A 23,392-nucleotide genomic window follows, 5' to 3' on the forward strand; every position below is an offset into this window, starting at 1 on the left:
TCGCCGGGCCGGAATTTTTTTATTGGCCGTGTTGGCAAAAAGTAATGAATTGATGCAGCAGCAAACTGCTTTCTTCGAACACTTCCAGCATACCCATATGCCCGACGTGGTCGAAGATATGGATGCTGGCGGTGGATGGAAGTACCACCTGGCTCATGCTGTTTTCTAGCGGAACGGCCTGGTCTTCCTTCCCGACGAAGAAAAAGACCGGTTTCCGGATGGACGACAATACGGCGGTCCTGTCTGGCCGGGCGATCATGGCTTCATAATACCCGATCATGGTGGCCAAGGGTATTTTGACGGCCTGTTCCATGTAATTTTCCACCCTGGCGGCCTGGGTGTTCCGGAAGCCCGCGGCGAACATATTGGGAAGCAATTGTTTCACGAAAGATTCGACGCCGTATTGTTGCATGATCCGGATAGATTTGCGGCGGCCTTCCCGTTTCTCTTCGGTATCCGGCCGGGCGGTGGAGCTGAAGAGCCCGAGGCCTTCCACCGCATCGGGGTAGGCTTCGGCGAATGCGAGGGCTACGTATCCGCCCATGGAATGCCCGATCACGACGGCGCTGGCGAGCCCTTCGGCCTGCAATACCCGCCACGCGAAGGTGGCCATGCTTTCCATGCTGAGCGGCGATGTAATGTTGGAGCGCCCCGTGCCGGGGAGGTCCGGGACGATCACCCGGTAATGCGCGCGGAGATAGGCGGTCTGGTGCTCCCAAACGGAATGGTCTTCCGCGAAACCATGCAACAAAAGCACCGCATCGCCCTGGCCTTCCGTCCAATACGCGCCTTCCTGTCCTCCGTTATCGAATGTTTTCCACATTTTTCTTCCTGGTTACCCGTAAAACAATCTTGTATAACAATAGCAAGATACAAAAGATCACCGGTGCGAATGCGATGTAACCGCAATATTTCACGTAGAACGTCTGTTCAGCTGAGCAGCTCACCATCCCTGCGATCACGCCCGGTTCCCAGTACGGCAGCGATTCCGTGATCTGCCCATGTGGTGAGATCAGTGCGGAAATGCCCGTATTGGCGCTGCGGGCCACCCATCTCCGCGTTTCGATAGCGCGAAGGCGGGCATAATGCAGGTGCTGCCGGTGCCCGGCGGTATTGCCCCACCATCCGTCGTTCGTCACAACAACTAGCAACTGCGCGCCTTCCCGCACTTTTTCCGCCACAAAGCTGCCGTAGACGGATTCGTAGCAAATGGCGGTGTACACGTTGCAGTCGGGATTCGTGAACAGCGGCACCCCGGGCGTCAGTCCATAACTACCTGAAATGCCACCCATATCGAGCGCGAGCTTTTTCATGAAAGGGAGATACCGCATGTAGGGCGTCAGTTCCACACCGGGCACCAGCCGGGCTTTATGATATACCTGTACCTTGGCCGAGGTATCGATCTGGATGCTGGAATTGAACGCGTCGTACCAATAGTTGCCTTCCGAAGCGTGACGCGCGGTGGAAGGAATTTCGTCCGTCACCGTGTATTGCCGGTAAGTAGCCGCGCCGGAAATGACGCTGGCTTTGGGGAAACGCCGGAGAAAATCGCGGATGGCCAACACTTCCGGCTGCACGTTCAGGTCATGTTCCCAGGCGCCGGACGGGAAAAGGGCCGTTTCCGGCCAGATGATGAAGCGGGTCGACGAATCGGTTTTTTGCGCGGTGAGGCCGATCAGTTTGCGGAGCTGTTCTTCCGCCGCGCCACGCGCGAATTTCTCGTCGTACGGGTCGATGTTCGGTTGCACGACAACGATCTTCGTATCGGCGGGCACGTTTTTATCCCCCGAAAGAAGGAAAGAAGCGAGGGTGGGTAGGAGGATGGCGAGCGCCGGGGCGAGGATCGCGCTGAATTTGAAGGTGCTGCGGTATTGCAGGATGGCGCGGTACGCCAGGATGTTGACGATGAGTATCCACCACGATCCGCCTTCCGTTCCCAGGTATTCGTACCATTCCACCCATTGCGGGTACATGGCGAATGCGTTGCCGAGCGTGAGCCAGGGCCAGCTCAGCTCCCAGTGCTGGTGAATGTATTCGAACGTCATCCAGTAGACCGCCAGCGCGAAATACCCTGTGGCACGGCCTGCGCGGAGGCGGGTGGTGCGGTAGCACATCCAGGGGATGGTCATGAGCAGGGCGTTGAAAGCGTTGGCGAAGATGCCGCTGGCGGGAACGGTGGTGTTGCCGACCCACCAGGTGGTGGCGGTGTTCCAGATCCAGAACGCGAGGAAAAGTAGACCGAAGTAAGCGGCGGGGCGCTCGGTCATACGGTCGCTCATGGCCAGCAGGGGAACGAACGCGATGAAGATCAGGAAGGTAAGGGAGGAAGTAGGCCAGGCCGCCCACAGCAGGAGGCCGGAAAGGATACTAAGCAGCAGGGCACTGCGTTTTTGCAGGATTGCATTCATTTTTCAAATATAAACAGGGAACGCAAGAAAAAGGGCCTGCGCGTGCAGGCCCTTCGAAATATCACGGGAAAATGATGTTAGCGGCTGTAGTTGGGCGCTTCTTTGGTGATCACCACGTCGTGGGGGTGGTTTTCCTTCACGGTAGCGGAAGTGATCTTCACGAACTGCGCGTCTTGCAGGGCCTTGATGTCTTTGGCGCCTACGTAGCCCATACCTGCGCGGAGGCCGCCTACGAATTGCTGCACCACTTCGGAAAGGGTGCCTTTGTAGGGAACGCGGCCAACGATGCCTTCGGGAACGAGTTTCTTGATATCGGCTTCCACATCCTGGAAGTAGCGGTCTTTGGAGCCTTCCGCCATGGCCTCGATGGAGCCCATACCGCGGTAGGATTTGAATTTACGGCCTTCGTAGATGATGGTTTCTCCGGGGCTTTCTTCCACACCGGCGAAGATGGAGCCGGCCATGATGGTGGAAGCGCCTGCGGCGAGGGCTTTCACCATGTCGCCGGTGTAACGGATACCGCCGTCTGCGATCACCGGGATGCCGGCTTTCTTGAGGGCCTGTGCGGCGTTCATCACTGCGGAAAGCTGTGGGAAGCCGGCGCCGGTCACTACGCGGGTGGTGCAAATGGAACCGGGGCCAACGCCTACTTTCACGGCGTCTGCACCGGCAGCAGCCAGGGCGAGGGCGCCCTCAGCGGTAGCTACGTTGCCGCCGATCACCTGCAGTTTCGGGAATGCCTTTTTCAGTTTCTTCAGGGCTTCGAGCACGTAAATGGAATGGCCATGGGCGCTGTCGAGCGTAACCACGTCCACGCCTTCATGGAGCAATGCGGCTGCACGGTCTTGCAGGTCTTGCGTGATGCCGAGGGCGGCACCAACGAGCAGGCGGCCGTAATTGTCTTTGGCCGAAGCGGGGAAGCTTTGCAGCTGGAGGATGTCGCGGTAAGTGATGAGCCCTACCAGTTTACCCTGTTTATTGACTACGGGAAGTTTTTCGATGCGGTGCTGCTGGAGGATCTTTTCGGCTTTCTTCATGTCCGTGCCTTCGGGAGCGGTCACAAGGTTGTCTTTCGTCATCACTTCGCTGATCAGGCGCTTGGTATTTTGCTTTTCGAAGCGGAGATCGCGGTTGGTGAGGATGCCGATGAGTTTTTTATCGCCGTCTACGATGGGGATGCCGCTGATGCCGTTATCCCGCATGAGGCGCAATGCCTGGCCGATGGTGGAATCTGCGCTGAGGGTAACCGGGTCGAGGATGAGGCCGCTCTCACTGCGTTTCACTTTTCTTACCAGTTCCGCCTGTTTCTCGACGCTCATGTTCTTGTGCAGGATGCCGATACCGCCTTCCCGGGCCAAAGCGATGGCGAGGGTGGCTTCCGTTACGGTATCCATGGCGGCAGAGACCATGGGGATGTTGATACGAAGGTTCTTGGTGAGTTGAGTGGAGATGTTCACTTCTCTGGGCAGCACTTCTGAGTAGGCAGGCACCAGTAAAACATCATCGAAGGTGAGACCGTCAGCTACAAATTTCTCTTTGGATTTTCCCGCAGGCATATTGCAATTATTTTGGTAAGGTTTCTAAATAATTGCACGCAAATGTACGACTATTTTATGGAATCCGCGCAAACCGTTTTTCATGTACCGATTTAATAACATGTGTGATCAGCGGGCCATCTGCTGGAATGTGTAGCCCGGCAAGGCCCGTACCACGCCCATCATTTCCAGCGCCAGCATGCCTTCCGTAACCTGCGACCGCGGAATGCCGCTCCTGTACTGGATTTCGTCGAGACTGAGGCGTGTTGCGCCCAGGGTTTCGAGGATCAGTCGCTGTTCGGCCGTGAGGTCGTGGAAAAGGGCGGATTGGATGGCCGGCGGGACGGATATGGCGGGATCCCGCCAGTTCAATGCCTCCGCGATGTCTGCTGCGGAAGTGACCAGGGCCGCCCGGTTCTGGCGGATGAGGGCCAGGCAGCCTTCGGAAGCGGTGTCGCCGATGCGGCCGGGAACGGCCAGTACATCGCGGTTGTAATCGTTGGCGAGGCCGGCCGTGATGAGCGAGCCGCCGGAGATGCCGCTTTCCGCCACCAGGATGCCGTCGCAACAACCTGCCACGATGCGGTTGCGGCGGGGGAAATGCATCCGGTTGAGGGCTGTTCCGCTGGGGAAATCGGTGAGTAAGCCGCCCAGTTCCTCCATCTGCCGTGCGATGCGGGCGTGGGAGGATGGATAGATACGGTCGAGCCCGTGGGCCAGCACGCCGATGGTGGGCAAACCGGCTTCGATGGCGGCCTGGTGGGCGGTCACGTCTATCCCGTAAGCGAGGCCGCTGACGATGGTGACGTTGAGGGCAGCGAGGCCTGCGATGAGCGACCGGCAGCATTCGATGCCGTAAGGCGTGGGCCGGCGGGTGCCTACTACGCCCAGTATGCGGGGAGCTTGGAGGTCGGGCCGGCCGCGGACGTATAGGAGAACGGGCGCGTCCCAGCAATGGCGGAGGCGGGCGGGGTAACCGGAATCTGTCCAGAATATGGGGTGGACGCCCTGGCGCTCGAGGAAGCGGATTTCCTGGTCGGTGCGGGAGAAGTCTTTAAATTGACGGATGGCGTCTGCGCGGGACGGCCCTACGGTGGCGATGCGTTCGAGCTCGCGGCGGGGCGCGGCGAAGATGGAGGCGGCATCGCCGAAATGTTCGACGAGATGGCGGGCCACTACGTCGCCGACCTGTGGAATGAAGCTCAGCGCGATGCGGCATTGGGTTTCGGTTGGCATGGATGAAAGAATTTGGGCACCGAAGCTAGGGGAATTCTGCGGAATCCAGCACTGAGAATTTCTCCGATTTCCGGAGATATTCTCGCCCTTTTTTTCATGCACCGACTATATTTTTCCCGATTTTTGCCCCGTTAACTTCCTGCTTCACATCAAAACATTTCGTGTATGCGATACCTTGGTATTTTACTGTTGATATTTTTTGCGGCGTGCAAAACGGCGGGCCCGGTTGCGTCAGGTGCGCAGGGGCAGGCGGCGCCATGGGTTTCGGGCCCGGCCTGGGCGGCTTTGTGGCAGCAGCGGGCAGGAGAATACCGGGCCTTGTGCCTGCAGGCGTACCGGGCGGCGGGCGACAGGGTGGAGGTGATGCGCCATCAGCAAACGCTTCGTCCGCGTGCGATCGTGACGGATATCGATGAAACGGTGCTGGACAACAGTCCGTATTCCGCGGCGGTGGCGTTGGCGGGCAGGAGTTGGTCGCAGGCTTCGTGGGAGGAGTGGACGAAGAAAGCGGCGGCAGAGCCGGTGCCGGGATCGGTGGAATTTTTCAGGTTCGCGGCGGAGAGCGGATTTACGATCTATTATATTACGAACCGGCTGGAAAGTGAGCGTGCGGCGACGTTGAAGAATTTGCAGCGTTGCGGGTTCCCGCAGGCGGATGACGAACATTTGCTCATGTCTTCGGGGAATTCGGACAAGGAGCCGCGGCGGCAGGAAGTGGCGCGCAAGTATGAAATTGCGATGCTGGTGGGGGATAACCTGAATGATTTCTCAGCTGTTTTTTACCGCCAGCCTTCGGATGCCCGAAACGCGAAAGTGGATGAGGTGCGCCAGGAATTGGGGAGTCGTTACATTATGATCCCGAACGCGATGTACGGCGATTGGCTGAGTGCTTTGGTGCCGAAAGGTGCGCGGGCAGACAGTGTACTGCGCAGTGCATTGCGGGTAGAATAAACATGAGGGTTTAAAATTTTACAGGTGATACGTACCGTTGATTGTTAACCCGGTTTGTTGACCTGGGGTACGTATTCGAATTGAACTGATATCCAGCGAGAGGGTTGATAATTGATAGCGCATGCACACGATGGTTTCGAATAATGGTGGATCGCGGAAAAGCGGCATCATTGGAGGCCCATGGGCAGGTACTGTCTTTCAGCCGTCTCAATCTTTCAAAAGGACATAGTCTTGAACTTGCTTGTATGTGGTTTCGCTTGATGGTGGATCGCGGTTTAGCGTCATCATCTGAGGCTCATTGCAGTTCGCCATTGAATGCTTCATCTATTTTGGGTGCTGGTCAGCTGTAAACCTGTGTGTTTGGCGCTGGATGGACATCTAGCTGGGATGTATTGCGTCAGGGAATTGTTGTATGTGTTTGTTGTTGATAGTGGATCGCGGTTTAACGTCATCTTCTGAGGCTCATTGCAGTTCGCTATTGAATGCTTCATCTATTTTGGGTGCTGGTCAGTTGTAAACCTGTGTGTTTGGCGCTGGATGGACATCTAGCCGGGATGTATTGAGTCAAGGAATTATTGTATGTGGGTGGTGTTGATGGTGGATGGCAGTTTAGTGTCATCATCTGAGGTTCATTGCAGTTTGCTATTGAATGATTCATCTATTTTGGGTGCTGGTCAGTTGTAAACCTGTGGTTTTGGCGCTGGATGGACATCTAGCCGGGATGTATTGAGCCAGGGAATTGTTGTATGTGGGTGGTGTTGATGGTGAATCGCGGTTTAGCGTCATCATCGGAGGCTCATTGCAATTTGCTATGAATGCTTCATCTATTTTGGGTGCTGGTCAGCTGTAAATCTGTGTGTTTGGCGCTGGATGGACATCTAGCTGGGACGTATTGCGACAGGGAATTGCTGTATGTGGTTGTTGTTGATGGTGAATCGCGGTTTAGCGTCATCATCGGAGGCTCATTGCAATTTGGTTGCGAATGTAGCATCAAGTTTCGGTGGTATGTTTGTTGTATGCCAATGTGTTTCGAGCTAAATGGAAATCTTCAGGAAAAGGTATGCATCAAACTGGTCATATCTGCGCAGGCCTGCTCATTCGATGTCTCTGGTGAATGCGGGTGCTGGAAAGATCCGTCTTTGGAATCGGATGTGGGCCACAGTTGCAAATAAGTGATGCTCACAACGATCCCATGATTAGAATGTCATGCCATTTCAGCTGCAGCCAAACAAAAAAAGCGGCTCCGTGGGAGCCGCTGATTAAAAGTATCATTCGTCCAGCAATCCGAATTGGGTGAAGTGGTGCCGGAAGTGTTTCTGATGGAAACGCTGCCAATCCTCATACCCGATCGGTCCGAAGACAACATGGATCGCCTGGTGATCAGGGTTTTCTGAATAATGCCGGAAAAATTCCTGCAATGATGCGAGCAGATGGTTTGTCGCGGTTGGTAAATCCGGGTGCAACAATGGCCCTTCGTTAGCTACAGGGCTGCTTATTCCGCGCGACAGTGGCTTATCTGTCCGCAGCCATTGCAGTAAATGCGGCAGCTTTTCTTCGGGTGTAATGACGGGGGCGGGTTTATCGCTGACGGAAAACCGTAAGATTCCATCGAGGTGTTCGATCATTCGCTGGGCGTTCATGCTTCCCCAGCGCGGTTGCGTATCGGGAGTAAGTCGTTCCAGCAAGGGGAGGAGCACATCGGCTTGTGCGAGCGGGAAAAGTTTTTCCATGAAATAATTACTGTAAGCTGATGATTTTGAGTTCTGTTCTTCTGTTTTGCGCGCGTCCGGCATCGGAATCGTTGCTTTCCAGTGGCTTCGTTTCGCCATAGCCTTTCGCTTTCAGCCTGGTGGCGGCTATGCCATGTTGCGCCAGGTAGTCGACCACCGATTTCGCGCGGTTCTGGGAAAGCAGCAGGTTGGCGGCATCGCTGCCCACATTATCGGTATGCCCGCTGATTTCGACCTGCAAGGTCGCATTTTCGCGGAGGAAATCGACGAGTTTATCCAGTTCGGCGGCAGAGGCGGGTTCCAGTACGAACTGGTTGGTGGGGAAAAAGATGTTTCTCAGCACGAGCGTAGCATTCGCTTCGATCGGCGTGAGGGGAATATTTTTTTCGAAAGGCTTACCGTCCTGGTTGCCCGTCAGTGAGAAATTATCGGAGTAGAAGAGGTATCCTTTCCGGTTGACGTTAAAGGCGTAATCTTTTCCGGTTGGCAGGGGAACGAGGTAATCGCCGTTTTGATTGCTTTGGATGGTGGCTACGGGTTGGCGGTTCGATAGATCGATAAGGTCCAGTTCTGCCGGGAGGCGTGCCTGGGTCTTGGCATCGTACACGTATCCGCGGATATAAAGCGTCGGCAGCGGACGCGCCTCGGGATACAGCTCAAAGCTATAGATGTCGAGCGCCCCGCGGGAGTCGCTACGGTCGGAAGCAAAGTAAGCGGTGCGGCCGTCGGCGGCTACGGTCAGGCTTCCTTCTTCTTCGATCGTGTTGATGGGATAGCCCAGGTTAACGGGTGTTCCCCAGGATCCGTCCGCCTGTTTCCGGCAATAGAAAAGGTCGAGCCCTCCGAATCCGGGATGCCCGTCAGACGCGAAGAAGAGCGTTTGGCCGTCGGCATGCAGGTAAGGCGTGGTTTCGCGGCCTTTGGTATTGATGTGAGGCCCCAGGCGCTCGGCGGGCGCCCAGCGTCCGTCGGGATTGCGGGTGCTGACGAAGATATCGGAACCTGCGTCCGGTGTGGCACGGACGAAATAGAGCGATTGCTTGTCAGGCGAAAGGCAGGGCTGTGATTCCCAGGCTTCGGTGTTGATGGCGGGGCCGATGTTTTTGGGCTGCGTCCAGCCTCCGTTTTCCGTGCGGACGGAGAAGTAGATATCGCAGGAACCGCGGCCGGTGGGGAAGTCGCAGCCGGTATACACGAGCATTTCGCCGTCTTGTGAAATGTTTTGTGCGCCTTCGTTGAATGCGGTGTTGACGGGTTCTCCCATGTCGCGTGCGTGCGTCCATTGGAGGCTGTCGTGCCCTGCGATGAAGAAATCCTCGTTCCTCCCGCCAACGCGGCGGGTGAAAACGAGCGTTTTCCCATCGATCGTGGGCGAGGGGAAGTATTCCGGATCGGCGGTGTTCACGGATTCACCGAGATTTTGCGGTTTGAAAGGGACGGGTTTCGTTGTAACGGCGAATTCCATGTCCTTTTTCAGTTGCCGGGTGCGGGGAGATATGTTTTTGGCGGTGGTTTCGTACCGGTTGAGAAGGGCCAGCGCTTCGGTGAATTTTCCATTTCCGGCCATGGCCTTGGCGTAGGAAGGTGAAACGGAGCGCAGGCCGGAGGAATCCAGCTCACCCAGTTTCAGAAACGCCTGTTCCGCATCGGAATATTGTTTCATAGCAAGGTAGGTGAGCGCCATTTGCCCGTAGGCGTCAGGGAATGTAGGTTTGGCCCGTATAGCTTCCTGCAGGTAGCGGATGGCTTCCGGGTATTGGTAAGACCGCATGGCAGTCATGGAAGATTCGAGCAATTCCATGGCTTTCCTGGTGGCCTTGTCCGTTTGTTGTGCGAACGCTTGCATGCTCACAAGGCAGCAGCAGAACAGGAGTTTTTTCATAGTCGACCACTAAATAACGAAAAAAATGAAGGTTTATGATGGATAGGGCAGCAATACATACAGATTAGGCCCTTGATCTGTGAATTATATGTATGGGTGTGAATTTAAATATGACAGCGTAGCGGCGTCACGATGCCGTTTGGTAGCATGCAATTTCTGAACGGCGTACTGCAAGTTGATGAATGGAAAGACGCGTATCTTGGAACCGCAATGCAGGATGGAATGGACTGGCAAGTGTTTGACATGGAACTGCTGTTATCCTTTTGGAGATTTTGTCCTGTCGTTACATCGACAGGAGTTTATTTCAAATCAACTGCAGTTGTAATATCAATATAGGCGATCTGAGGGTCGATGCTGTTGTATAAAATTGTGTATGTCAATCCATTTCCATGGAAATCCTTTGCGCAAAGGAGTTGGTGGCTACGATGGTAAACGACACCGGAAACGCGATAAGAAAAGGCAATCAATTCGCTGCCTTTCTCAAGTTTTTCGTGGCAGGGAAGTGAAACTGTTGATCGAAAGCTGGCGTATTAATAACCGGATGCAACAAATCGATCATGGATCGATGTGGCTTGCTGCTATCATAATAGACGATGTATTTTTCCCCGGGATGGAGGTAGCGGTGGCCTCGGATGCCCATCGGTCCGATATGGTGCCAGCCGTTTACTTTGTATTTCCAGCGAAAAGTGTCGCCGTGGGTCGACAGGGTGCCGACGGTAGTTTTTCCGACGTCGAAAGTTCCGGCATTATTCCAACATAGAAAACCGATGTACGACATAAAGGCAACAAACAGTCCTGCGGCGATTATGTTTTTCCGTTTTTATGACATTTCCTTGGAAGATGGGAATTGGTAGGGCCGGGATATGTTTATGGGATGTACAATGGTAATTATGAAGGCAGAATGTAAAGTTGTCCTTATGGAACATTAAGATATTTGTGGATCTGCAGCGAAATCTGCCACTGCGGGTTGGCCTTCACATAATCGATGATCAACGGCGTCATCTGGCTGGCTTTGCTCCATTCCGGTTGCAGGTAAAGTTTGCAGTCGGGCCCTGCCAGAGCGGCGTATTGTTCGGCCCAGGCGAAGTCGGATTTATTGTAGATCACGATTTTCAGCTCGTGGGCTACGGTGCAGATTTCGGGAAGGGGGGCTTTGAATTTCTTGGGCGAAAGGGTGATCCAGTCCCATTGCCCGCTTAAGGGCGAAGAGCCGGAAGTTTCCATATGTGTGCGGAACCCCTCGGCCTTCAACGCACTGGTTAAAGCCTGGAGATCATGCATCAGGGGCTCGCCGCCGGTAATCACGGCGATCCGGCCGGGATGGGCGGCGGCTTCGGCTACGAGCTCTTCGATGGGGCGCTTCGGGTGCTTGTCGGCATCCCAGCTTTCCTTGACATCGCACCAAACGCAACCCACGTCACATCCGCCGAGCCGGATAAAGTAGGCCGCTTTTCCCTGGTGAAATCCTTCCCCCTGGATGGTGTAGAAAGATTCCATCACGGGCAATACGGTTGTTGTATGGAGCGTCGCTGTTGTCATGGTGCAAAGGTACGTCAATCTGCGTTGCCGCGGCCCTCTCCGGCCCGGATGGCCACTTGGCGCCGCATTTGCGGATCGGTTGTTAAAGATTCAGCCCATGGACCCGCTGATCGCAGGGCATGGGCTGATAGTATGGTTGCATCCCGCCTGTGAAGGCGGGATGGCAGGATCAGTTCTGGTTGCCTTTCTGGCCGATGGCTGCCTGGTAGGTGTTTTTCAGCAGGGCAGCGATCGTCATGGGGCCTACACCACCGGGGACCGGGGTGATAAAGCTCGCTTTGGGCGCCACTTCGTCGAATTTCACGTCGCCAACGAGCCGGAAACCGCTTTTCTTGGTTTCGTCCGGGAGGCGGTGGATACCCACGTCCACTACTACAGCGCCTTCTTTCACCATGTCGCCCGTCACGAAATGGGGGCGGCCTACCGCTGCAACGATAATATCTGCCTGCAGGCAGATTTCGCGGAGGTTTTTAGTGTGGGAGTGGCAAAGCGTAACGGTGCAGTTGCCGGGATTGCTGTTGCGGCTGAGCAGGATGCTCACCGGCGTACCCACGATGTGGCTGCGGCCGATCACTACGGCGTGCTTGCCTTTGGTCTCGATGTTATAATGTTCCAGCATCAGCATGATCCCATAGGGGGTAGCGGGCAGGAAAGCGGGAAGGCCGCTCACCATTTTGCCCACGTTCATGGGATGGAACCCGTCCACATCCTTGCTGGGATCGATGGTGTTGATCACCAGTTCTTCATTGATGTGCTTGGGAAGGGGGAGCTGTACGAGGATCCCGTCGATATCGGGGTTTTCGTTCAGCATGATAATATGATCGAGCAGGTGCTTTTCGGAGATGGTGTCTTCAAAGCGGAGGAGGGTGGAGTTGTACCCGATTTCCGCGCAGGATTTCACTTTGGAGGCCACGTAGGTTTCGCTGGCGCCGTCGTTGCCGACGAGGATGGCCGCGAGGTGAGGCGCTTTTTTGCCAAGGGCCTTCAAGGCGGTCGTTTGTTCGGCCAGCTGGTCCTTAATTGCCTGGGAGGTGAGTTTACCGTCTAAAATTTGCATGCGCAAAGGTACGGAAAATGGCGGATAAACGAAAGGGGCTGCCTGGCCTGGCAGCCCCTCAACCAAATTGATAAATGAACGTAGGAATCTATAATTATAAAGGCAAAACGGTGGATCAGCGGGTTGTCGGCGCGGCGGCGAGGATCTCGGGATCGGCCTTCGCGGCGTATTTTTCAAAGTTTTTCACAAATTGGGCGGCCAGGTCGGCGGCCTTGGCGTCATACGCAGCGGGGTCGGCCCAGGTGTTGCGCGGTTCGAGCAGCTCGTCCGGAACGCCGGGAACGGATTCTGGTATCGCCAGCTTGAACGCGCCGTAGGTCTTGTAAGCGGCCTTGTCGAGCGTTCCGTTCAGGGCGGCGGTGATCATGGCGCGGGTGTACGACAGCTTGATGCGGTTCCCCGTGCCATAAGGCCCGCCGGTCCAGCCGGTGTTGATCATCCAGACGTTCACGTCGTGCTCGCGCATCTTTTCGCCCAGCATCTGCGCGTAACGGGCAGGGTGGAGAGGGAGGAAGGGTGCGCCGAAACATGCGCTGAAAGTGGATTTAGGTTCCGTGATGCCTGCTTCCGTGCCTGCAACCTTGGCGGTGTACCCGGAAATGAACTGGTACATGGCCTGCCCGGGCGTCAGCCGCGATATGGGCGGCAATACGCCGTAAGCGTCGCAGGTGAGGAAGAAAATATTTTTCGGAATGCCCCCGATGGAGGGTTCCTTCGCATTGGCAATATAAGAGAGGGGATAGCTCACACGGGTGTTTTCCGTGATATGACCGTCAGCATAATTCACCTCGTTGGTGCCGGGGAAGAACGAAATGTTTTCTAACAGGGCGCCTTCGCGGATCGCATGGAAGATGGCCGGCTCTTTTTCCGCACTCAGGTCAATGGTTTTGGCATAACATCCCCCTTCGAAGTTGAAAACGCCACTATCCGTCCAGCCATGTTCATCGTCGCCGATGAGCTTGCGTTGCGGGTCTGCGCTGAGGGTGGTTTTGCCGGTACCGCTGAGCCCGAAGAAAACAGCCGTATCGCCGCCGTTGCCCTGGTTGGCGGAGCAGTGCATGCTCAGTACTTTACGGGCATGGGGGAGCAGGTAGTTCAGGATGGTGAACACGCCTTTCTTGATTTCGCCGGTATAAGCCGAACCGCCGATGAGGATCATTTTGCGGCTGAAGCTCACCACCGAGAAGTTATGCTGCCGCGTACCGTCCGTAGCCGGATCGGCATGCAGCCCCGGGGCCTGGATAACCGTCCAGTCCGGTTCGATGTGTTCCAGCTCCTCTTCCGAAGGGCGCAGGAACATATTGTAAGCGAAAAGACTGCTCCACGGCGATTCCGTGATGACGCGGATGTTCAGGCGGTACGCCGGGTCGGCGCAGGCCATGCAATCGCGCACCCAAACGGGTTTGCCAGTGAAATAGCGGGTGATCTTCCGGTACAGTTTCTCAAAGTTGTCAGCAGAAAATGGCTGGTTAAAGTCGTTCCAGTTGACGGTGTCGGCAGTTAACTCGTCTTTCACGATGAACTTGTCCTTCGGAGAACGGCCTGTGAACTCGCCTGTGTTGACGACTAACGCCCCGGTACTGCTCAGGCAGCCTTCGGAACGCTGCAACGTCTGCGACGTGAGCTCCTCCGGGGAGAGTTGGTAATGTACATCGGCGACGTTCTCTATGCCCAGTTCCCGCAATTCTCTGAGTGTATCCCTTACACTGCTGATTTGCATAAAGAAAGATTGTTTTGGTGTAATGGCAAAACTATGGATTTTTTGATAACGTTAAATTTGATGGGTATTGCAACGAATATTTTTATTAAAAAATCTACTTTTTGGGGTCTGTTTTTAGAAAATATTCATTTCTACCGATTTCAATTTGCCCGAAAATCAAATTAGCCGCATAATAAATTCAAGGTGAATAATCTACCAGTTTAGGGGAATACCGTACCGGTCTGTTTCTGGTTGTTTTGCGGGTAACTGATTTTCCGGTAAGTTTGGCGTCCAAAGCAAGCTAAGCAGTAAAAAGACTCATCAAATGAAATATTTGCCACTGGATCCTCAGATCTTCATCAAGAACCGCAACCGTTTTACGGCAAAAATGCAACCCGGCTCCATTGCCATTTTTAATTCGAACGACGAACTGCCTTCCAACGGCGACGCCCTTCATCCCTTCAAGCAAAACGCAGACCTGTACTGGCTTACAGGGATTGACCAGGAAGACACCATGCTGGTGCTTTTCCCTGACAACCCGGACCCCAAGTACCGCGAAGTGCTCGTGCTGGTGCGCCCCAACGAGCTGAAGGAGAAATGGGACGGCCATCGCCTCCGCCGCGAAGAAGCCACCGCCATTTCGGGTATCAAAACCATCGTCTGGCTCGACGCCCTCGACGGCCTCCTCCAGCCCTGGATCCACGATGCTATCAATATTTACCTCAATTCCAACGAAAACAACCGTAAAGCCAACCTGGTGCCCGTCCGCGATTACCGCTACGCCCAGGAGCTCCGTACCCGCTATCCCCTTCATAACTTCCTCCGCGCTGCGCCCCTGTTGAAAGAGCTGCGTTCGGTAAAAACGGAGGAAGAGATCGGGGTGATCCAGACGGCGATCGATATCACGGAAAAGACGTTCCGCCGCCTGCTCGGGTTCATCCGGCCGGGTGTGTCCGAACATGAAATACATGCTGAAATCTGGCACGAATTCCTGCGCAACCGCGCCACGGGAGAGGCTTACGGGTCTATCATCGCTTCGGGCGACCGTGCCCGCACGCTGCACTACGTTTCCAACAACCAGGAATGTAAGGACGGCGAGCTGATCCTGATGGACTTCGGCGCGGCTTACGGTGGATACAATGCCGACCTGACGCGTACCGTGCCGGTGAACGGCAAATTCACCCAGCGCCAGCGCGAGGTGTACGACGCCTGTCTGCACCTGCACAATTTCGCGAAAGGCCTGCTCAAACCGGGTATTACCATCGCAGATTACCATCAGCAGGTGGGTGTGGAAGCAGGCAAACAGTTCGTGAAACTGGGGCTGCTGACGGAATCCGACATTAAAAACGAGGACCCCGAAACGCCGGCGTACCGCAAATACCTGTACCATGGCATTTCGCACCACCTGGGCGTGGACGTGCACGACCTCGGGCCTTCCTTCCACCAGCCGATCCCCGACGGGTCGGTGCTGACGGTGGAACCGGGCATTTACATCGAAGAAGAAAAGATGGGCGTCCGTATCGAGAATAACATCTGGGTGAAATCTTCCGGGAATGTGGACCTGATGAAAAATATCCCCATCACGGCCGACGAGATCGAGGCGCTGATGAAAAAATAACGGTGATCTTTACCATGAAGCCCGTTCCGCTGAAACCGGGACGGGCTTTTCTTTTGCTGTTCATTTTGTTCATTCAGACCACAGCAGGTGTTAATACCATTTGCCGCAATGAATAAAATGCTTTTGGTTTATATTCTTCAATTTTTAATATTTTTCCACCGGGAAACCGGGCACTTGTCCGAAAACCTTCCCGCTCACGGGCGCAACCGCCCACAACCGGTAACATGAAACAGATTCCCAACATCCTGACGCTTTCCAATTTATTCTGCGGCGCCCTGGCCATAATTTTCATCCTGCATGCGCCGGAGTACATCGCCGAGTTCAACGGTACGGAGTATACGATCACCAACCCGGAGCCGATCTACTGGGCGAGCGGACTGGTGGTACTGGCCGGTATCATCGATTTTTTCGACGGGTTCGTGGCGCGGCTGCTGAAAGTGTCCAGCGCAATGGGGAAGGAGCTGGATTCGCTGGCCGACGTGGTGTCTTTCGGGGTGGTGCCGGGCATGATGCTGTTCCGCCTCCTGCAAAGTGCCTATATGCAAATGCCCGATGTGTACGACGTTTCGGTCTTCAACCTGGCCCCGGCCTTGCTGGTGCCCTGTTTCGCGGCGTATCGCCTGGCGGTTTTCAACCTCGATACGCGGCAGACGGAACATTTCATCGGGGTGCCTACGCCGGCCGTGGGGTTCCTGGTGGCTTCATTCCCCATGATCATGCTGTACAATCCGTTCGGGCTGGCGCAGTGGCTGGGGAGTATCTGGGTGCTGTACGCGATCATCGCGGTATTGTGTTACCTGATGGTGAGCTCCCATCCCATGATCAGCCTGAAATTCAAAAACCTGTCGGTAAAGGACAACTGGCCGCGGTTTTTGCTGGTATTGCTCACGTTGGCGAGCATCCCGGTGCTGGGGTATGCAACGGTACCTTTCGTGTTCGCGGCGTACGTGGTGCTGTCGCTCATCGTACCTCCAAAGGGCCAGCAAGGCTGATTTCACAATTCCTTCCGGGGAATTTGATAACTAATTGCTAGTTTTGCGTCTAAATTTTTCGAACAAATGACATTTACTGCGCATATCAACGTGATGCCGTTGAAAGAACTGCTGGACCCCCAAGGCAAGGCTGTACTGGGCGGATTGAAGAACCTGGGCCTGGGAAATGTACACGACGTACGGGTAGGCAAACATATTACGCTCCAGATCGACGCGGCTTCCAAAGTAGAAGCGCAACAGATCGCCGAGAACGCCTGCCAGAAACTGCTGGCTAACCAGGTAATGGAATTCTACGAAGTAAACATTCAATAAGCATTGGCCAGGCTCTACCTCATTCCTTCGCCTATCGGCAACCTGGGCGACATTACGTACCGGGCCGTAAAGGTTTTGGAGACGGTAGAGTTGGTACTTGCCGAAGATACCCGGACTTCCGGGGTACTTCTCAAACATTACGGTATCAGCAAGCCTGTAACACCTTATCATCAGCATAATGAACATAAGGTGTTACAGCACCTGGTACAACAGTTGCGCGAAGGGCGCTCCATGGCACTGGTGACCGATGCCGGCACACCGGGCGTCAGCGACCCGGGGTTCCTGCTCGTGCGCGAATGTATCCGCGAAGGGATCGATGTGGAATGCCTCCCCGGCGCCACGGCTTTCGTTCCCGCCCTCGTCAATAGCGGCATTCCCATGAACCGCTTCGCTTTCGAAGGCTTCCTCCCTCCCAAAAAAGGCCGCCACACCCTGCTCACGCAGCTCGCCACCGAGCCCCGCACCATGGTGTTCTACGAATCTCCCCACCGCCTCGTCAAAACACTGGAAGATTTTATGCAGTATTTCGGTGAAACCCGCCAATGCTGCGTGTCCCGCGAGCTCACCAAGATGTTCGAAGAAAACAAACGGGGCTCCCTCGTTGAAGTGCGCGACCATTTCCAGGCCAAAGGCGTGAAAGGCGAGATCGTTATTATCGTGGAAGGGGCGCCGGAAAAACAAAACACACGCGAAAGGAAGGAAACGCGGGACGAAGAGGAAGAGTAGCTTACCGGCTACATCAAAGCGCAATCTTCCTTTTGCTGCCATAAGGCATTTCCATTTCCATCAGCATACCTTCCAACACTAACAAATCCAACGCTTTGGATACGTTCGTCAGATTGTTTCCGAGATAGTCGTTTAGCGGCTTATATATTTCCGTGGTTGACATAAATAAGTGGAAGAAATAATCACCGAGATAACCGAATTCGGGGAACGTGATGATTATTACCTCCAGTATTTGTCCGGTAATGATATTTTCAAACCTGCATTCAGAACCATGAAGATGGAATGTCCATTCGTCATTAGCCTTTCTGGGTATTACGCGAACCCCGTCGATAAATCTTAAATGATACAATCCATCTAGCGTCTGTAAATCTACGCCGAAGGTATCGCGCATCATGGCCATCAGGTCGTTGGCCGTCGACCGGAACAATCGGGCGCAGGCGAGAATTTCTGTTTTCCGGTTTAATATTTTTTCCGACGAAATGGATGGGCAAATACTGATCGTTTGTGCGTATTCGTCTAGAGAAACGGCGTGATGGGGTAGCGAATCAACCAGCTGCGCATAGTAATTTTGCGGTAGGGTGATGATATAAATTCCGCCAGATATCATTCACATCCCGCCAGTTATCGTCTTTTTTTTGCTGTATGAATTTTATTACCTAATATTACATCAATAGAAAAACCTTGGAATAGTAGCACAGCCCCAAACTCAATACAGCACTATAAGAGAAGAGAAGTTACACCCCGGTTTTCAGTAATTGTATAGCGCAAACCCCGAAATCCTTCATCGATGATCGATCAGGTTTTGAGCGCGATCGTTAGTAAGTTGAACACATATATCGGTACGTTAGACCCGGAAGTCATCCTCGGCAACATTTCGTTCGCGGACGCTTTCCAGGAAACGCCTTCGCAGAATCTGAGCGACAAGATCGTTGTATCCGTCGTCAATATTCAGCAGGAGGAAACTTTGCGCAACCTGCCTTTCCGGCGCACCGTGTATAACAACGGTATCCCGGAAGTCGTAGAGCGCCAACCCGAGATCCATCTCAATGTGTTCATCCTGGTCAGCGCAAACAAGAACACCTACAGCACGGCCCTGCAGCGCATTTCGCAGGTGATCGCGTTTTTTCAGCGGCAGTTCGTTTTCACGCCGGCAGACACGCCCATACTGGGAACGCTGCAATTGAACCGCGTCATCTTCGATTTATATTCTACCCGGTTCGAGGAATTGAACCAGTTGTGGAGCGTGATGGGAGGGAAGTACATCCCGTCCGTCATCTATAAAATGCGCATGGCCGTGATCCAGGACGCTCCACAATCCGGCTCCGGCATCATTTCAGAGATCAACCTGCAGACGCAGGTGCTGGGCGCCCAGCAATAAAAAAGCGCGATCGAAAAACCCGTTACTGATAAACCCCATTGATACAAGCCATGGAAAAACTGGTTTGGCGTTACATCCCGGAATTCAGGATACGCATCCGTATCAACAACGCAGACCCCGGCGAGGGCGTCCGCCTGGAAATGGCGCCGCTCAGTGCCGCCACTGCGGCCAGTTTCGGGCTGCTCATCCGATCCTCCCCAGGAGGGCTCACCGCCTTCTGCAAACAATATTTCAACGGCGTGGCCTGGGCTCCCGCCACCGCGCTCACGCAGCCGGTGCAGTTCACATTTTGGCTCATCATCGACAAATCCCGGGCGGCATTGCCCGATTTTTTCGAGCAGGGTTCCCAGCAACTGGGGCGCCGCATCTTCTACGCCTGCAATCTTACCCCTGCCGGCGTCATCGATGCGAATCTCGCCGGAAACGTGGTTGCCCTCACCGCCGCCGCCAATGCCGGCAACACCGAAAACGGCGCCCTCAGCGGCTACCTCCTGTCGCACAAAGTAACCCCCGGCGCCTTCAACCAGATCCGCGCCGGAAAAATCTCCGCCGGAGCCCCCGTTTCCTTCACGCTCAACGAAACCGTGACACCCCTGCAAGACCGTACGGGCCTGGATTTGCGTCCACACCCGCGCGGAGCTTATGTGGTAAGGCTCGAAGGCGGCGCACCCCTGCAGGAAAAAGTAGTGTTCGACCAATCTGCCGCCACGGCCGACGTCTGCGGTGTGATCGACATATTCAAACAAGCCTGGCACCTGGCTCCTCAGCCACGGGAATACAGCATAAATTTTCAAAGAACCTGATTAAAATGACCGATCATGTTAAACTTAGCAAACCTTAAAACACCCGGCGTTTACATAGACGAGGTACCCAAGTTCCCGCCGTCTGTAGCCCAGGTGGAAACCGCCATCCCGGCCTTCATCGGCTACACCCGGCTCACCACGCTCAATGGCAACACGCTGGTCAACAAGCCGGTACGGATTACTTCGCTCGTCGAGTACGAATCCATCTTCGGCGCCAGGCTCGAAACTTTCACCGCGGCCGTCAACACCGTCAACGGGACGCACGTCGTAGCCACGCCTCCTGCCGCTCCGGCAGCGCTTTTCAGAATGTACTATGCCATGCAGATGTACTTCTCCAACGGCGGCGGCCCCTGCTACATCGTGTCTATCGGGCCGGATACGGCCACCCCTCCGGCCGCCACCATCGGCAACTACACCGCCGGCCTCGCCGCCATCGCCAAGGAAGACGAGCCCACGCTGCTGGTATTTCCGGACGCGCAAATCCTCCCCCAGGGCGATTTCTACAATCTCAACAGTCTCGCTCTCGCCCAGTGCGCGGATTTGAAAGACCGGTTCGTGATCATGGACGTGTTCAACGGTCATCTCGATTACACCAATCCCGCCAATACCAACGTGATCGACGATAACGCCAATGGCTTCCGGATGCTCATCGGCAACAACAACCTCCTCTACGGCGCGGCTTACTATCCGCACCTGGAAACCTCGCTCACATTGAATTACAACGAAGAAGCCGTGACCATCACCGGTTCGCTGAACGGCAATCCCGTGCCGGGCGCCATGGTGCTGCGGATCTTCAATCCCACCCCGGCCACCGAACCGAATTCACTGTACCACGTCGCCAATAAACTGTACCACCAGATCAAAAATACGATCGCGGAAATGCCGGTCGTAATGCCGCCGAGCAGCACCATAGCCGGTGTGTATTGCACGGTAGACGCAACCCGCGGCGTGTGGAAAGCCCCCGCCAATACGAGCCTGCGCTTCGTCCGCAAACCCATGGTGACGCTCAGCGACGATTCGCAGGAAAACCTGAACGTTCACACCACCGGCAAAAGCGTGAACGCCATCCGGTCTTTCAGCGGAAAGGGCATCCTCGTATGGGGCGCGCGCACGCTGGCGGGCAACGATAACGAATGGCGCTATGTGAGCGTTCGCCGGTTTTTCAATATGGTGGAAGAATTGACCAAAAAAGCTTCGGAGCCCTTCGTATTCGAACCGAATGACGCCAATACCTGGGTGAAGGTGCGCGCCATGATCGAGAACTTCCTCATCCTTCAGTGGCGCGCAGGCGCGCTGGCAGGCGCCAAACCGGAACACGCGTTTTATGTGAAAGTGGGACTGGGACAGACGATGACCGCGCAAGACATCCTCGAAGGCCGCATGATCGTTGAGATCGGAATGGCCGTGGTGAGGCCGGCGGAATTCATCGTGTTGCGGTACAGCCACAAAATGCAGGAATCCTGATACTTTCATCTGTTAATCTGAACGGATATGGATTATAAAACCCCGGGCGTATTCGTCGAAGAGCTTTCGCTGATACCGCCCTCCGTAGCGGCGGTGGCAACAGCCATCCCCGCATTCATCGGCCACACCGCCCTGACGGCCGATGCCGCGGGTAAAACCCTCATCAACCGGCCCATACGCCTTACATCGATGCTGGATTTTACCTCGCTTTTCGGCGGCGCTTACACGCCCGCCACCTACACCGTAAAGCTGGACGCACAGAATAATATCGCGACGGTAACGCCGGTAAACGGACGGAAGTTTTTCCTGTTCGACGCCATGCAGCATTTCTTCGATAACGGTGGCGGCCCCTGCTACGTGGTTTCCGTCGGGAATTTCACGACAGACGTGACGCTCGGCAACGCCACTACCGGCCTGCTCGGCGGTTTGGCCGCCATTGCGCGGGAAGACGAGCCCACGCTCATTTGTGCGCCAGACACCGGTGCGCTGAAAGAAGGGGACGGCACACCCGATTTCACGGCCGCCGGCAACTTCCACCAGGCCGCCATCCAGCAATGCTCGAAATTGCAGGACCGCTTCGCGATCCTTGACATTCCCGGCGGACAGCTTCCCCTTAACCACGCCGAAAACCCGGTAGGGAATTTCCGGGACCGCGCCGGCAACCAGGAGCTGAAATATGCCGCGGCGTATTATCCCTGGCTGCAATCGTCGTACCCGAAATCACTGCTTTTTACCCAGCTGGCATTCACCGACAATGCGAACGTGGCCATTCCTCCTGCTACGATCAATAACATCATTCCCGCGCTGGGCACGATGGTGCAAACGCTGCGCGACCGGCTGGTAGAGGAAGGAAGGGTATTCTCCAAGATCCCGGCGCCAGTGCTCAATCGCAGCAACTACAATCCCATCAGCGCACATCTCGAAACCCTCCGCCTGGGCGTCATGACGGCAAATACCGTGGCAAATGCCCGCACGGCCTTCGTTCCGCTGATAACTTTTGTCCGTAATGTGGCGCTGGCCATGCGGCGGTTGGAAATTGAAGGCGGGAACACGCCCGACATGACGATGGTGCTGAACAAACTGAAAGCCAACACCGATCTCCGTTTGCAGCTCGTCAATCTCGTTTCTTTCGAGAAGAACGCCGCTGTGCTCGGATCGTTTCCCGCACCGCCGCGCACCGAAGCCATGGTGCATACCGATTATACCGATATCAACACCACCGACTGGATTGCCGGCGCCAACGTTACCACCATCCAGCCGGAAATGAATCCGTACTCGGGGCCTACGCCACTGGCAACCGTTCAGAACGTGGCCAACTCCGTAACCCTCCATAAAGCTTTCGAAAAAATAGCCGATGCTTACATGGCCGTTTTGCAGGATGCGATCAACCGAACAGACAATGCCGAAACGCTCCTGTTCACCCAACACCCGTTTTTTAAAGCGGTGAACGACCGGGTGAAACTGGAGATGAGCTACCTGCCGCCTTCGGGTGCCGTGGCCGGCGTGTATGCCACTACAGACCGTACCCGCGGCGTGTGGAAAGCCCCCGCCAATATGAGCCTCCGCAGCGTGGTAGCGCCTGCCGTCAAACTGAACGACCTGGAGCAAAGCGGCCTGAACGTGAACGAAAACGGGAAGAGCGTAAATGCCATCAGGGCGTTCACAGGCAAGGGGATCCTCGTTTGGGGCGCACGGACCATGGCGGGCAATGATAACGAATGGCGATATGTGAACGTCCGCCGGTTCTTCAATTATGTGGAAGAATCGACCAAAAAAGCATCAGAGCCCTTCGTGTTCGAAAACAACGACGCCAACACCTGGGTGCGCATCCGCGCCATGATCGAAAACTTCCTGACGCTGCAATGGCGCCAGGGCGCATTGGCCGGCGCCACCACCAAACAGGCGTTTTACGTGAAAGTGGGCCTCGGTGAAACGATGACCGCGCAAGATATCCTCGAAGGCCGGCTGATCGTGGAGATCGGAATGGCCGCCGTTCGTCCTGCCGAATTCATCGTGCTCCGGTTCAGCCACAAAATGCAGGAATCCTGATTCAATCATCCAT

At 55.1% G+C, this 23,392-nt stretch carries 20 protein-coding genes; 10 read left to right on the top strand and 10 right to left on the bottom strand.

What is annotated here, in order from left to right; translation table 11 throughout:
* Positions 1–19 precede the first annotated feature (19 nt).
* From ACQKLP_RS25640 to dprA, 4 genes are all read right to left on the bottom strand, one after another.
* On the bottom strand, positions 20–823 hold the full coding sequence (locus ACQKLP_RS25640) for an alpha/beta fold hydrolase (protein WP_427325991.1): 804 nt from the start codon (positions 821–823) through the stop codon (positions 20–22).
* Positions 804–2,408 (bottom strand): apolipoprotein N-acyltransferase, encoded by a 1,605-nt coding sequence (lnt, locus tag ACQKLP_RS25645; RefSeq protein ID WP_427325992.1) that lies wholly within the window; start codon positions 2,406–2,408, stop codon positions 804–806. The genes ACQKLP_RS25640 and lnt overlap by 20 nt, the downstream gene beginning before the upstream one ends.
* Before the next feature lie 77 nt (positions 2,409–2,485).
* Positions 2,486–3,964, bottom strand: a complete 1,479-nt coding sequence (gene guaB / locus ACQKLP_RS25650) for an IMP dehydrogenase (protein WP_427325993.1) — start codon at positions 3,962–3,964, stop codon at positions 2,486–2,488.
* A 108-nt stretch (positions 3,965–4,072) separates the two neighbouring features.
* Complete coding sequence (gene dprA / locus ACQKLP_RS25655; RefSeq protein ID WP_427325994.1) at positions 4,073–5,179, bottom strand: DNA-processing protein DprA; 1,107 nt, start codon at positions 5,177–5,179, stop codon at positions 4,073–4,075.
* A gap of 165 nt (positions 5,180–5,344) precedes the next feature.
* On the opposite strand from dprA, the gene ACQKLP_RS25660 reads away from it, so the two are divergent.
* On the top strand, positions 5,345–6,130 hold the full coding sequence (locus ACQKLP_RS25660) for a 5'-nucleotidase, lipoprotein e(P4) family (RefSeq protein ID WP_427325995.1): 786 nt from the start codon (positions 5,345–5,347) through the stop codon (positions 6,128–6,130).
* Positions 6,131–7,398: 1,268 nt separating this feature from the next.
* Here the strand turns inward: ACQKLP_RS25660 and ACQKLP_RS25665 are convergent.
* Both ACQKLP_RS25665 and ACQKLP_RS25670 read right to left on the bottom strand, forming a co-directional pair.
* The gene (locus tag ACQKLP_RS25665) at positions 7,399–7,959 is read right to left on the bottom strand and encodes a DUF1569 domain-containing protein (RefSeq protein ID WP_427325996.1); all 561 of its coding nucleotides are present in this window, start codon (positions 7,957–7,959) and stop codon (positions 7,399–7,401) included.
* On the bottom strand, positions 7,868–9,742 hold the full coding sequence (locus tag ACQKLP_RS25670; RefSeq protein WP_427325997.1) for an OmpA family protein: 1,875 nt from the start codon (positions 9,740–9,742) through the stop codon (positions 7,868–7,870). Before ACQKLP_RS25670 ends, ACQKLP_RS25665 begins: the two co-directional genes overlap by 92 nt.
* A gap of 373 nt (positions 9,743–10,115) precedes the next feature.
* On the opposite strand from ACQKLP_RS25670, the gene ACQKLP_RS25675 reads away from it, so the two are divergent.
* On the top strand, positions 10,116–10,502 hold the full coding sequence (locus tag ACQKLP_RS25675; protein WP_427325998.1) for a hypothetical protein: 387 nt from the start codon (positions 10,116–10,118) through the stop codon (positions 10,500–10,502).
* Positions 10,503–10,657: 155 nt separating this feature from the next.
* Here the strand turns inward: ACQKLP_RS25675 and ACQKLP_RS25680 are convergent, their stop codons facing one another.
* The 3 genes from ACQKLP_RS25680 to pckA form a co-directional block, all read right to left on the bottom strand.
* A complete protein-coding gene (locus ACQKLP_RS25680) occupies positions 10,658–11,281 on the bottom strand; it encodes a 7-carboxy-7-deazaguanine synthase QueE (protein ID WP_427325999.1) in 624 nt (207 codons plus the stop codon).
* A 169-nt stretch (positions 11,282–11,450) separates the two neighbouring features.
* Positions 11,451–12,338 carry a bifunctional methylenetetrahydrofolate dehydrogenase/methenyltetrahydrofolate cyclohydrolase FolD gene (gene folD, locus ACQKLP_RS25685; RefSeq protein ID WP_427326001.1) on the bottom strand — a complete coding sequence of 296 codons (888 nt, stop codon included), beginning with the start codon at positions 12,336–12,338 and terminating at the stop codon, positions 11,451–11,453.
* Positions 12,339–12,453: 115 nt separating this feature from the next.
* Positions 12,454–14,058, bottom strand: a complete 1,605-nt coding sequence (gene pckA / locus ACQKLP_RS25690) for a phosphoenolpyruvate carboxykinase (ATP) (RefSeq protein WP_427326002.1) — start codon at positions 14,056–14,058, stop codon at positions 12,454–12,456.
* Positions 14,059–14,362: 304 nt separating this feature from the next.
* On the opposite strand from pckA, the gene ACQKLP_RS25695 reads away from it, so the two are divergent.
* The 4 genes from ACQKLP_RS25695 to rsmI all read left to right on the top strand — a co-directional run bounded on the left by ACQKLP_RS25695 (position 14,363) and on the right by rsmI (position 17,685).
* The gene (locus ACQKLP_RS25695; RefSeq protein ID WP_427326004.1) at positions 14,363–15,655 is read left to right on the top strand and encodes an aminopeptidase P N-terminal domain-containing protein; all 1,293 of its coding nucleotides are present in this window, start codon (positions 14,363–14,365) and stop codon (positions 15,653–15,655) included.
* 224 nt (positions 15,656–15,879) lie between these two features.
* Positions 15,880–16,647 carry a CDP-alcohol phosphatidyltransferase family protein gene (locus tag ACQKLP_RS25700; protein ID WP_427326006.1) on the top strand — a complete coding sequence of 256 codons (768 nt, stop codon included), beginning with the start codon at positions 15,880–15,882 and terminating at the stop codon, positions 16,645–16,647.
* A 66-nt stretch (positions 16,648–16,713) separates the two neighbouring features.
* Entirely contained in the window at positions 16,714–16,959 is a 246-nt protein-coding gene (purS, locus tag ACQKLP_RS25705; RefSeq protein ID WP_427326007.1) for a phosphoribosylformylglycinamidine synthase subunit PurS, read from the top strand.
* A gap of 3 nt (positions 16,960–16,962) precedes the next feature.
* Positions 16,963–17,685 carry a 16S rRNA (cytidine(1402)-2'-O)-methyltransferase gene (rsmI, locus tag ACQKLP_RS25710; protein ID WP_427326008.1) on the top strand — a complete coding sequence of 241 codons (723 nt, stop codon included), beginning with the start codon at positions 16,963–16,965 and terminating at the stop codon, positions 17,683–17,685.
* A gap of 13 nt (positions 17,686–17,698) precedes the next feature.
* On the opposite strand, the gene ACQKLP_RS25715 is transcribed toward rsmI, so the two are convergent.
* The gene (locus ACQKLP_RS25715) at positions 17,699–18,292 is read right to left on the bottom strand and encodes a DUF6896 domain-containing protein (protein ID WP_427326009.1); all 594 of its coding nucleotides are present in this window, start codon (positions 18,290–18,292) and stop codon (positions 17,699–17,701) included.
* A 180-nt stretch (positions 18,293–18,472) separates the two neighbouring features.
* On the opposite strand from ACQKLP_RS25715, the gene ACQKLP_RS25720 reads away from it, so the two are divergent.
* The 4 genes from ACQKLP_RS25720 to ACQKLP_RS25735 are packed head-to-tail and all read left to right on the top strand — an operon-like array spanning position 18,473 to position 23,379.
* Positions 18,473–19,063, top strand: a complete 591-nt coding sequence (locus tag ACQKLP_RS25720) for a DUF4255 domain-containing protein (RefSeq protein WP_427326010.1) — start codon at positions 18,473–18,475, stop codon at positions 19,061–19,063.
* 50 nt (positions 19,064–19,113) lie between these two features.
* Positions 19,114–19,866, top strand: a complete 753-nt coding sequence (locus tag ACQKLP_RS25725; protein ID WP_427326012.1) for a hypothetical protein — start codon at positions 19,114–19,116, stop codon at positions 19,864–19,866.
* Positions 19,867–19,881: 15 nt separating this feature from the next.
* The gene (locus ACQKLP_RS25730; protein WP_427326014.1) at positions 19,882–21,330 is read left to right on the top strand and encodes a phage tail sheath family protein; all 1,449 of its coding nucleotides are present in this window, start codon (positions 19,882–19,884) and stop codon (positions 21,328–21,330) included.
* 27 nt (positions 21,331–21,357) lie between these two features.
* Positions 21,358–23,379, top strand: coding sequence for a phage tail sheath C-terminal domain-containing protein (locus ACQKLP_RS25735; RefSeq protein WP_427326016.1), 2,022 nt, complete (start codon positions 21,358–21,360; stop codon positions 23,377–23,379).
* Positions 23,380–23,392 lie beyond the last annotated feature (13 nt).

This window comes from Chitinophaga sp. NPDC101104 (assembly GCF_050277495.1).
GTDB lineage: Bacteria > Bacteroidota > Bacteroidia > Chitinophagales > Chitinophagaceae > Chitinophaga.

What these genes read in the sequence shown, in the direction of transcription:
- guaB (WP_427325993.1), bottom strand. Translation starts at nt 3,964, where the DNA reads ATGCCTGCGGGAAAATCCAAAGAGAAATTTGTAGCTGACGGTCTCACC.
- dprA (WP_427325994.1), bottom strand. Translation starts at nt 5,179, where the DNA reads ATGCCAACCGAAACCCAATGCCGCATCGCGCTGAGCTTCATTCCACAG.
- ACQKLP_RS25670 (WP_427325997.1), bottom strand. Translation starts at nt 9,742, where the DNA reads ATGAAAAAACTCCTGTTCTGCTGCTGCCTTGTGAGCATGCAAGCGTTC.
- ACQKLP_RS25675 (WP_427325998.1), top strand. Translation starts at nt 10,116, where the DNA reads ATGTCAATCCATTTCCATGGAAATCCTTTGCGCAAAGGAGTTGGTGGC.
- ACQKLP_RS25700 (WP_427326006.1), top strand. Translation starts at nt 15,880, where the DNA reads ATGAAACAGATTCCCAACATCCTGACGCTTTCCAATTTATTCTGCGGC.
- lnt (WP_427325992.1), bottom strand. Translation starts at nt 2,408, where the DNA reads ATGAATGCAATCCTGCAAAAACGCAGTGCCCTGCTGCTTAGTATCCTT.
- ACQKLP_RS25695 (WP_427326004.1), top strand. Translation starts at nt 14,363, where the DNA reads ATGAAATATTTGCCACTGGATCCTCAGATCTTCATCAAGAACCGCAAC.
- ACQKLP_RS25665 (WP_427325996.1), bottom strand. Translation starts at nt 7,959, where the DNA reads ATGGCGAAACGAAGCCACTGGAAAGCAACGATTCCGATGCCGGACGCG.
- ACQKLP_RS25720 (WP_427326010.1), top strand. Translation starts at nt 18,473, where the DNA reads ATGATCGATCAGGTTTTGAGCGCGATCGTTAGTAAGTTGAACACATAT.
- ACQKLP_RS25735 (WP_427326016.1), top strand. Translation starts at nt 21,358, where the DNA reads ATGGATTATAAAACCCCGGGCGTATTCGTCGAAGAGCTTTCGCTGATA.
- folD (WP_427326001.1), bottom strand. Translation starts at nt 12,338, where the DNA reads ATGCAAATTTTAGACGGTAAACTCACCTCCCAGGCAATTAAGGACCAG.
- purS (WP_427326007.1), top strand. Translation starts at nt 16,714, where the DNA reads ATGACATTTACTGCGCATATCAACGTGATGCCGTTGAAAGAACTGCTG.
- pckA (WP_427326002.1), bottom strand. Translation starts at nt 14,058, where the DNA reads ATGCAAATCAGCAGTGTAAGGGATACACTCAGAGAATTGCGGGAACTG.
- ACQKLP_RS25640 (WP_427325991.1), bottom strand. Translation starts at nt 823, where the DNA reads ATGTGGAAAACATTCGATAACGGAGGACAGGAAGGCGCGTATTGGACG.
- ACQKLP_RS25660 (WP_427325995.1), top strand. Translation starts at nt 5,345, where the DNA reads ATGCGATACCTTGGTATTTTACTGTTGATATTTTTTGCGGCGTGCAAA.
- ACQKLP_RS25725 (WP_427326012.1), top strand. Translation starts at nt 19,114, where the DNA reads ATGGAAAAACTGGTTTGGCGTTACATCCCGGAATTCAGGATACGCATC.
- ACQKLP_RS25730 (WP_427326014.1), top strand. Translation starts at nt 19,882, where the DNA reads ATGTTAAACTTAGCAAACCTTAAAACACCCGGCGTTTACATAGACGAG.
- ACQKLP_RS25715 (WP_427326009.1), bottom strand. Translation starts at nt 18,292, where the DNA reads ATGATATCTGGCGGAATTTATATCATCACCCTACCGCAAAATTACTAT.
- ACQKLP_RS25680 (WP_427325999.1), bottom strand. Translation starts at nt 11,281, where the DNA reads ATGACAACAGCGACGCTCCATACAACAACCGTATTGCCCGTGATGGAA.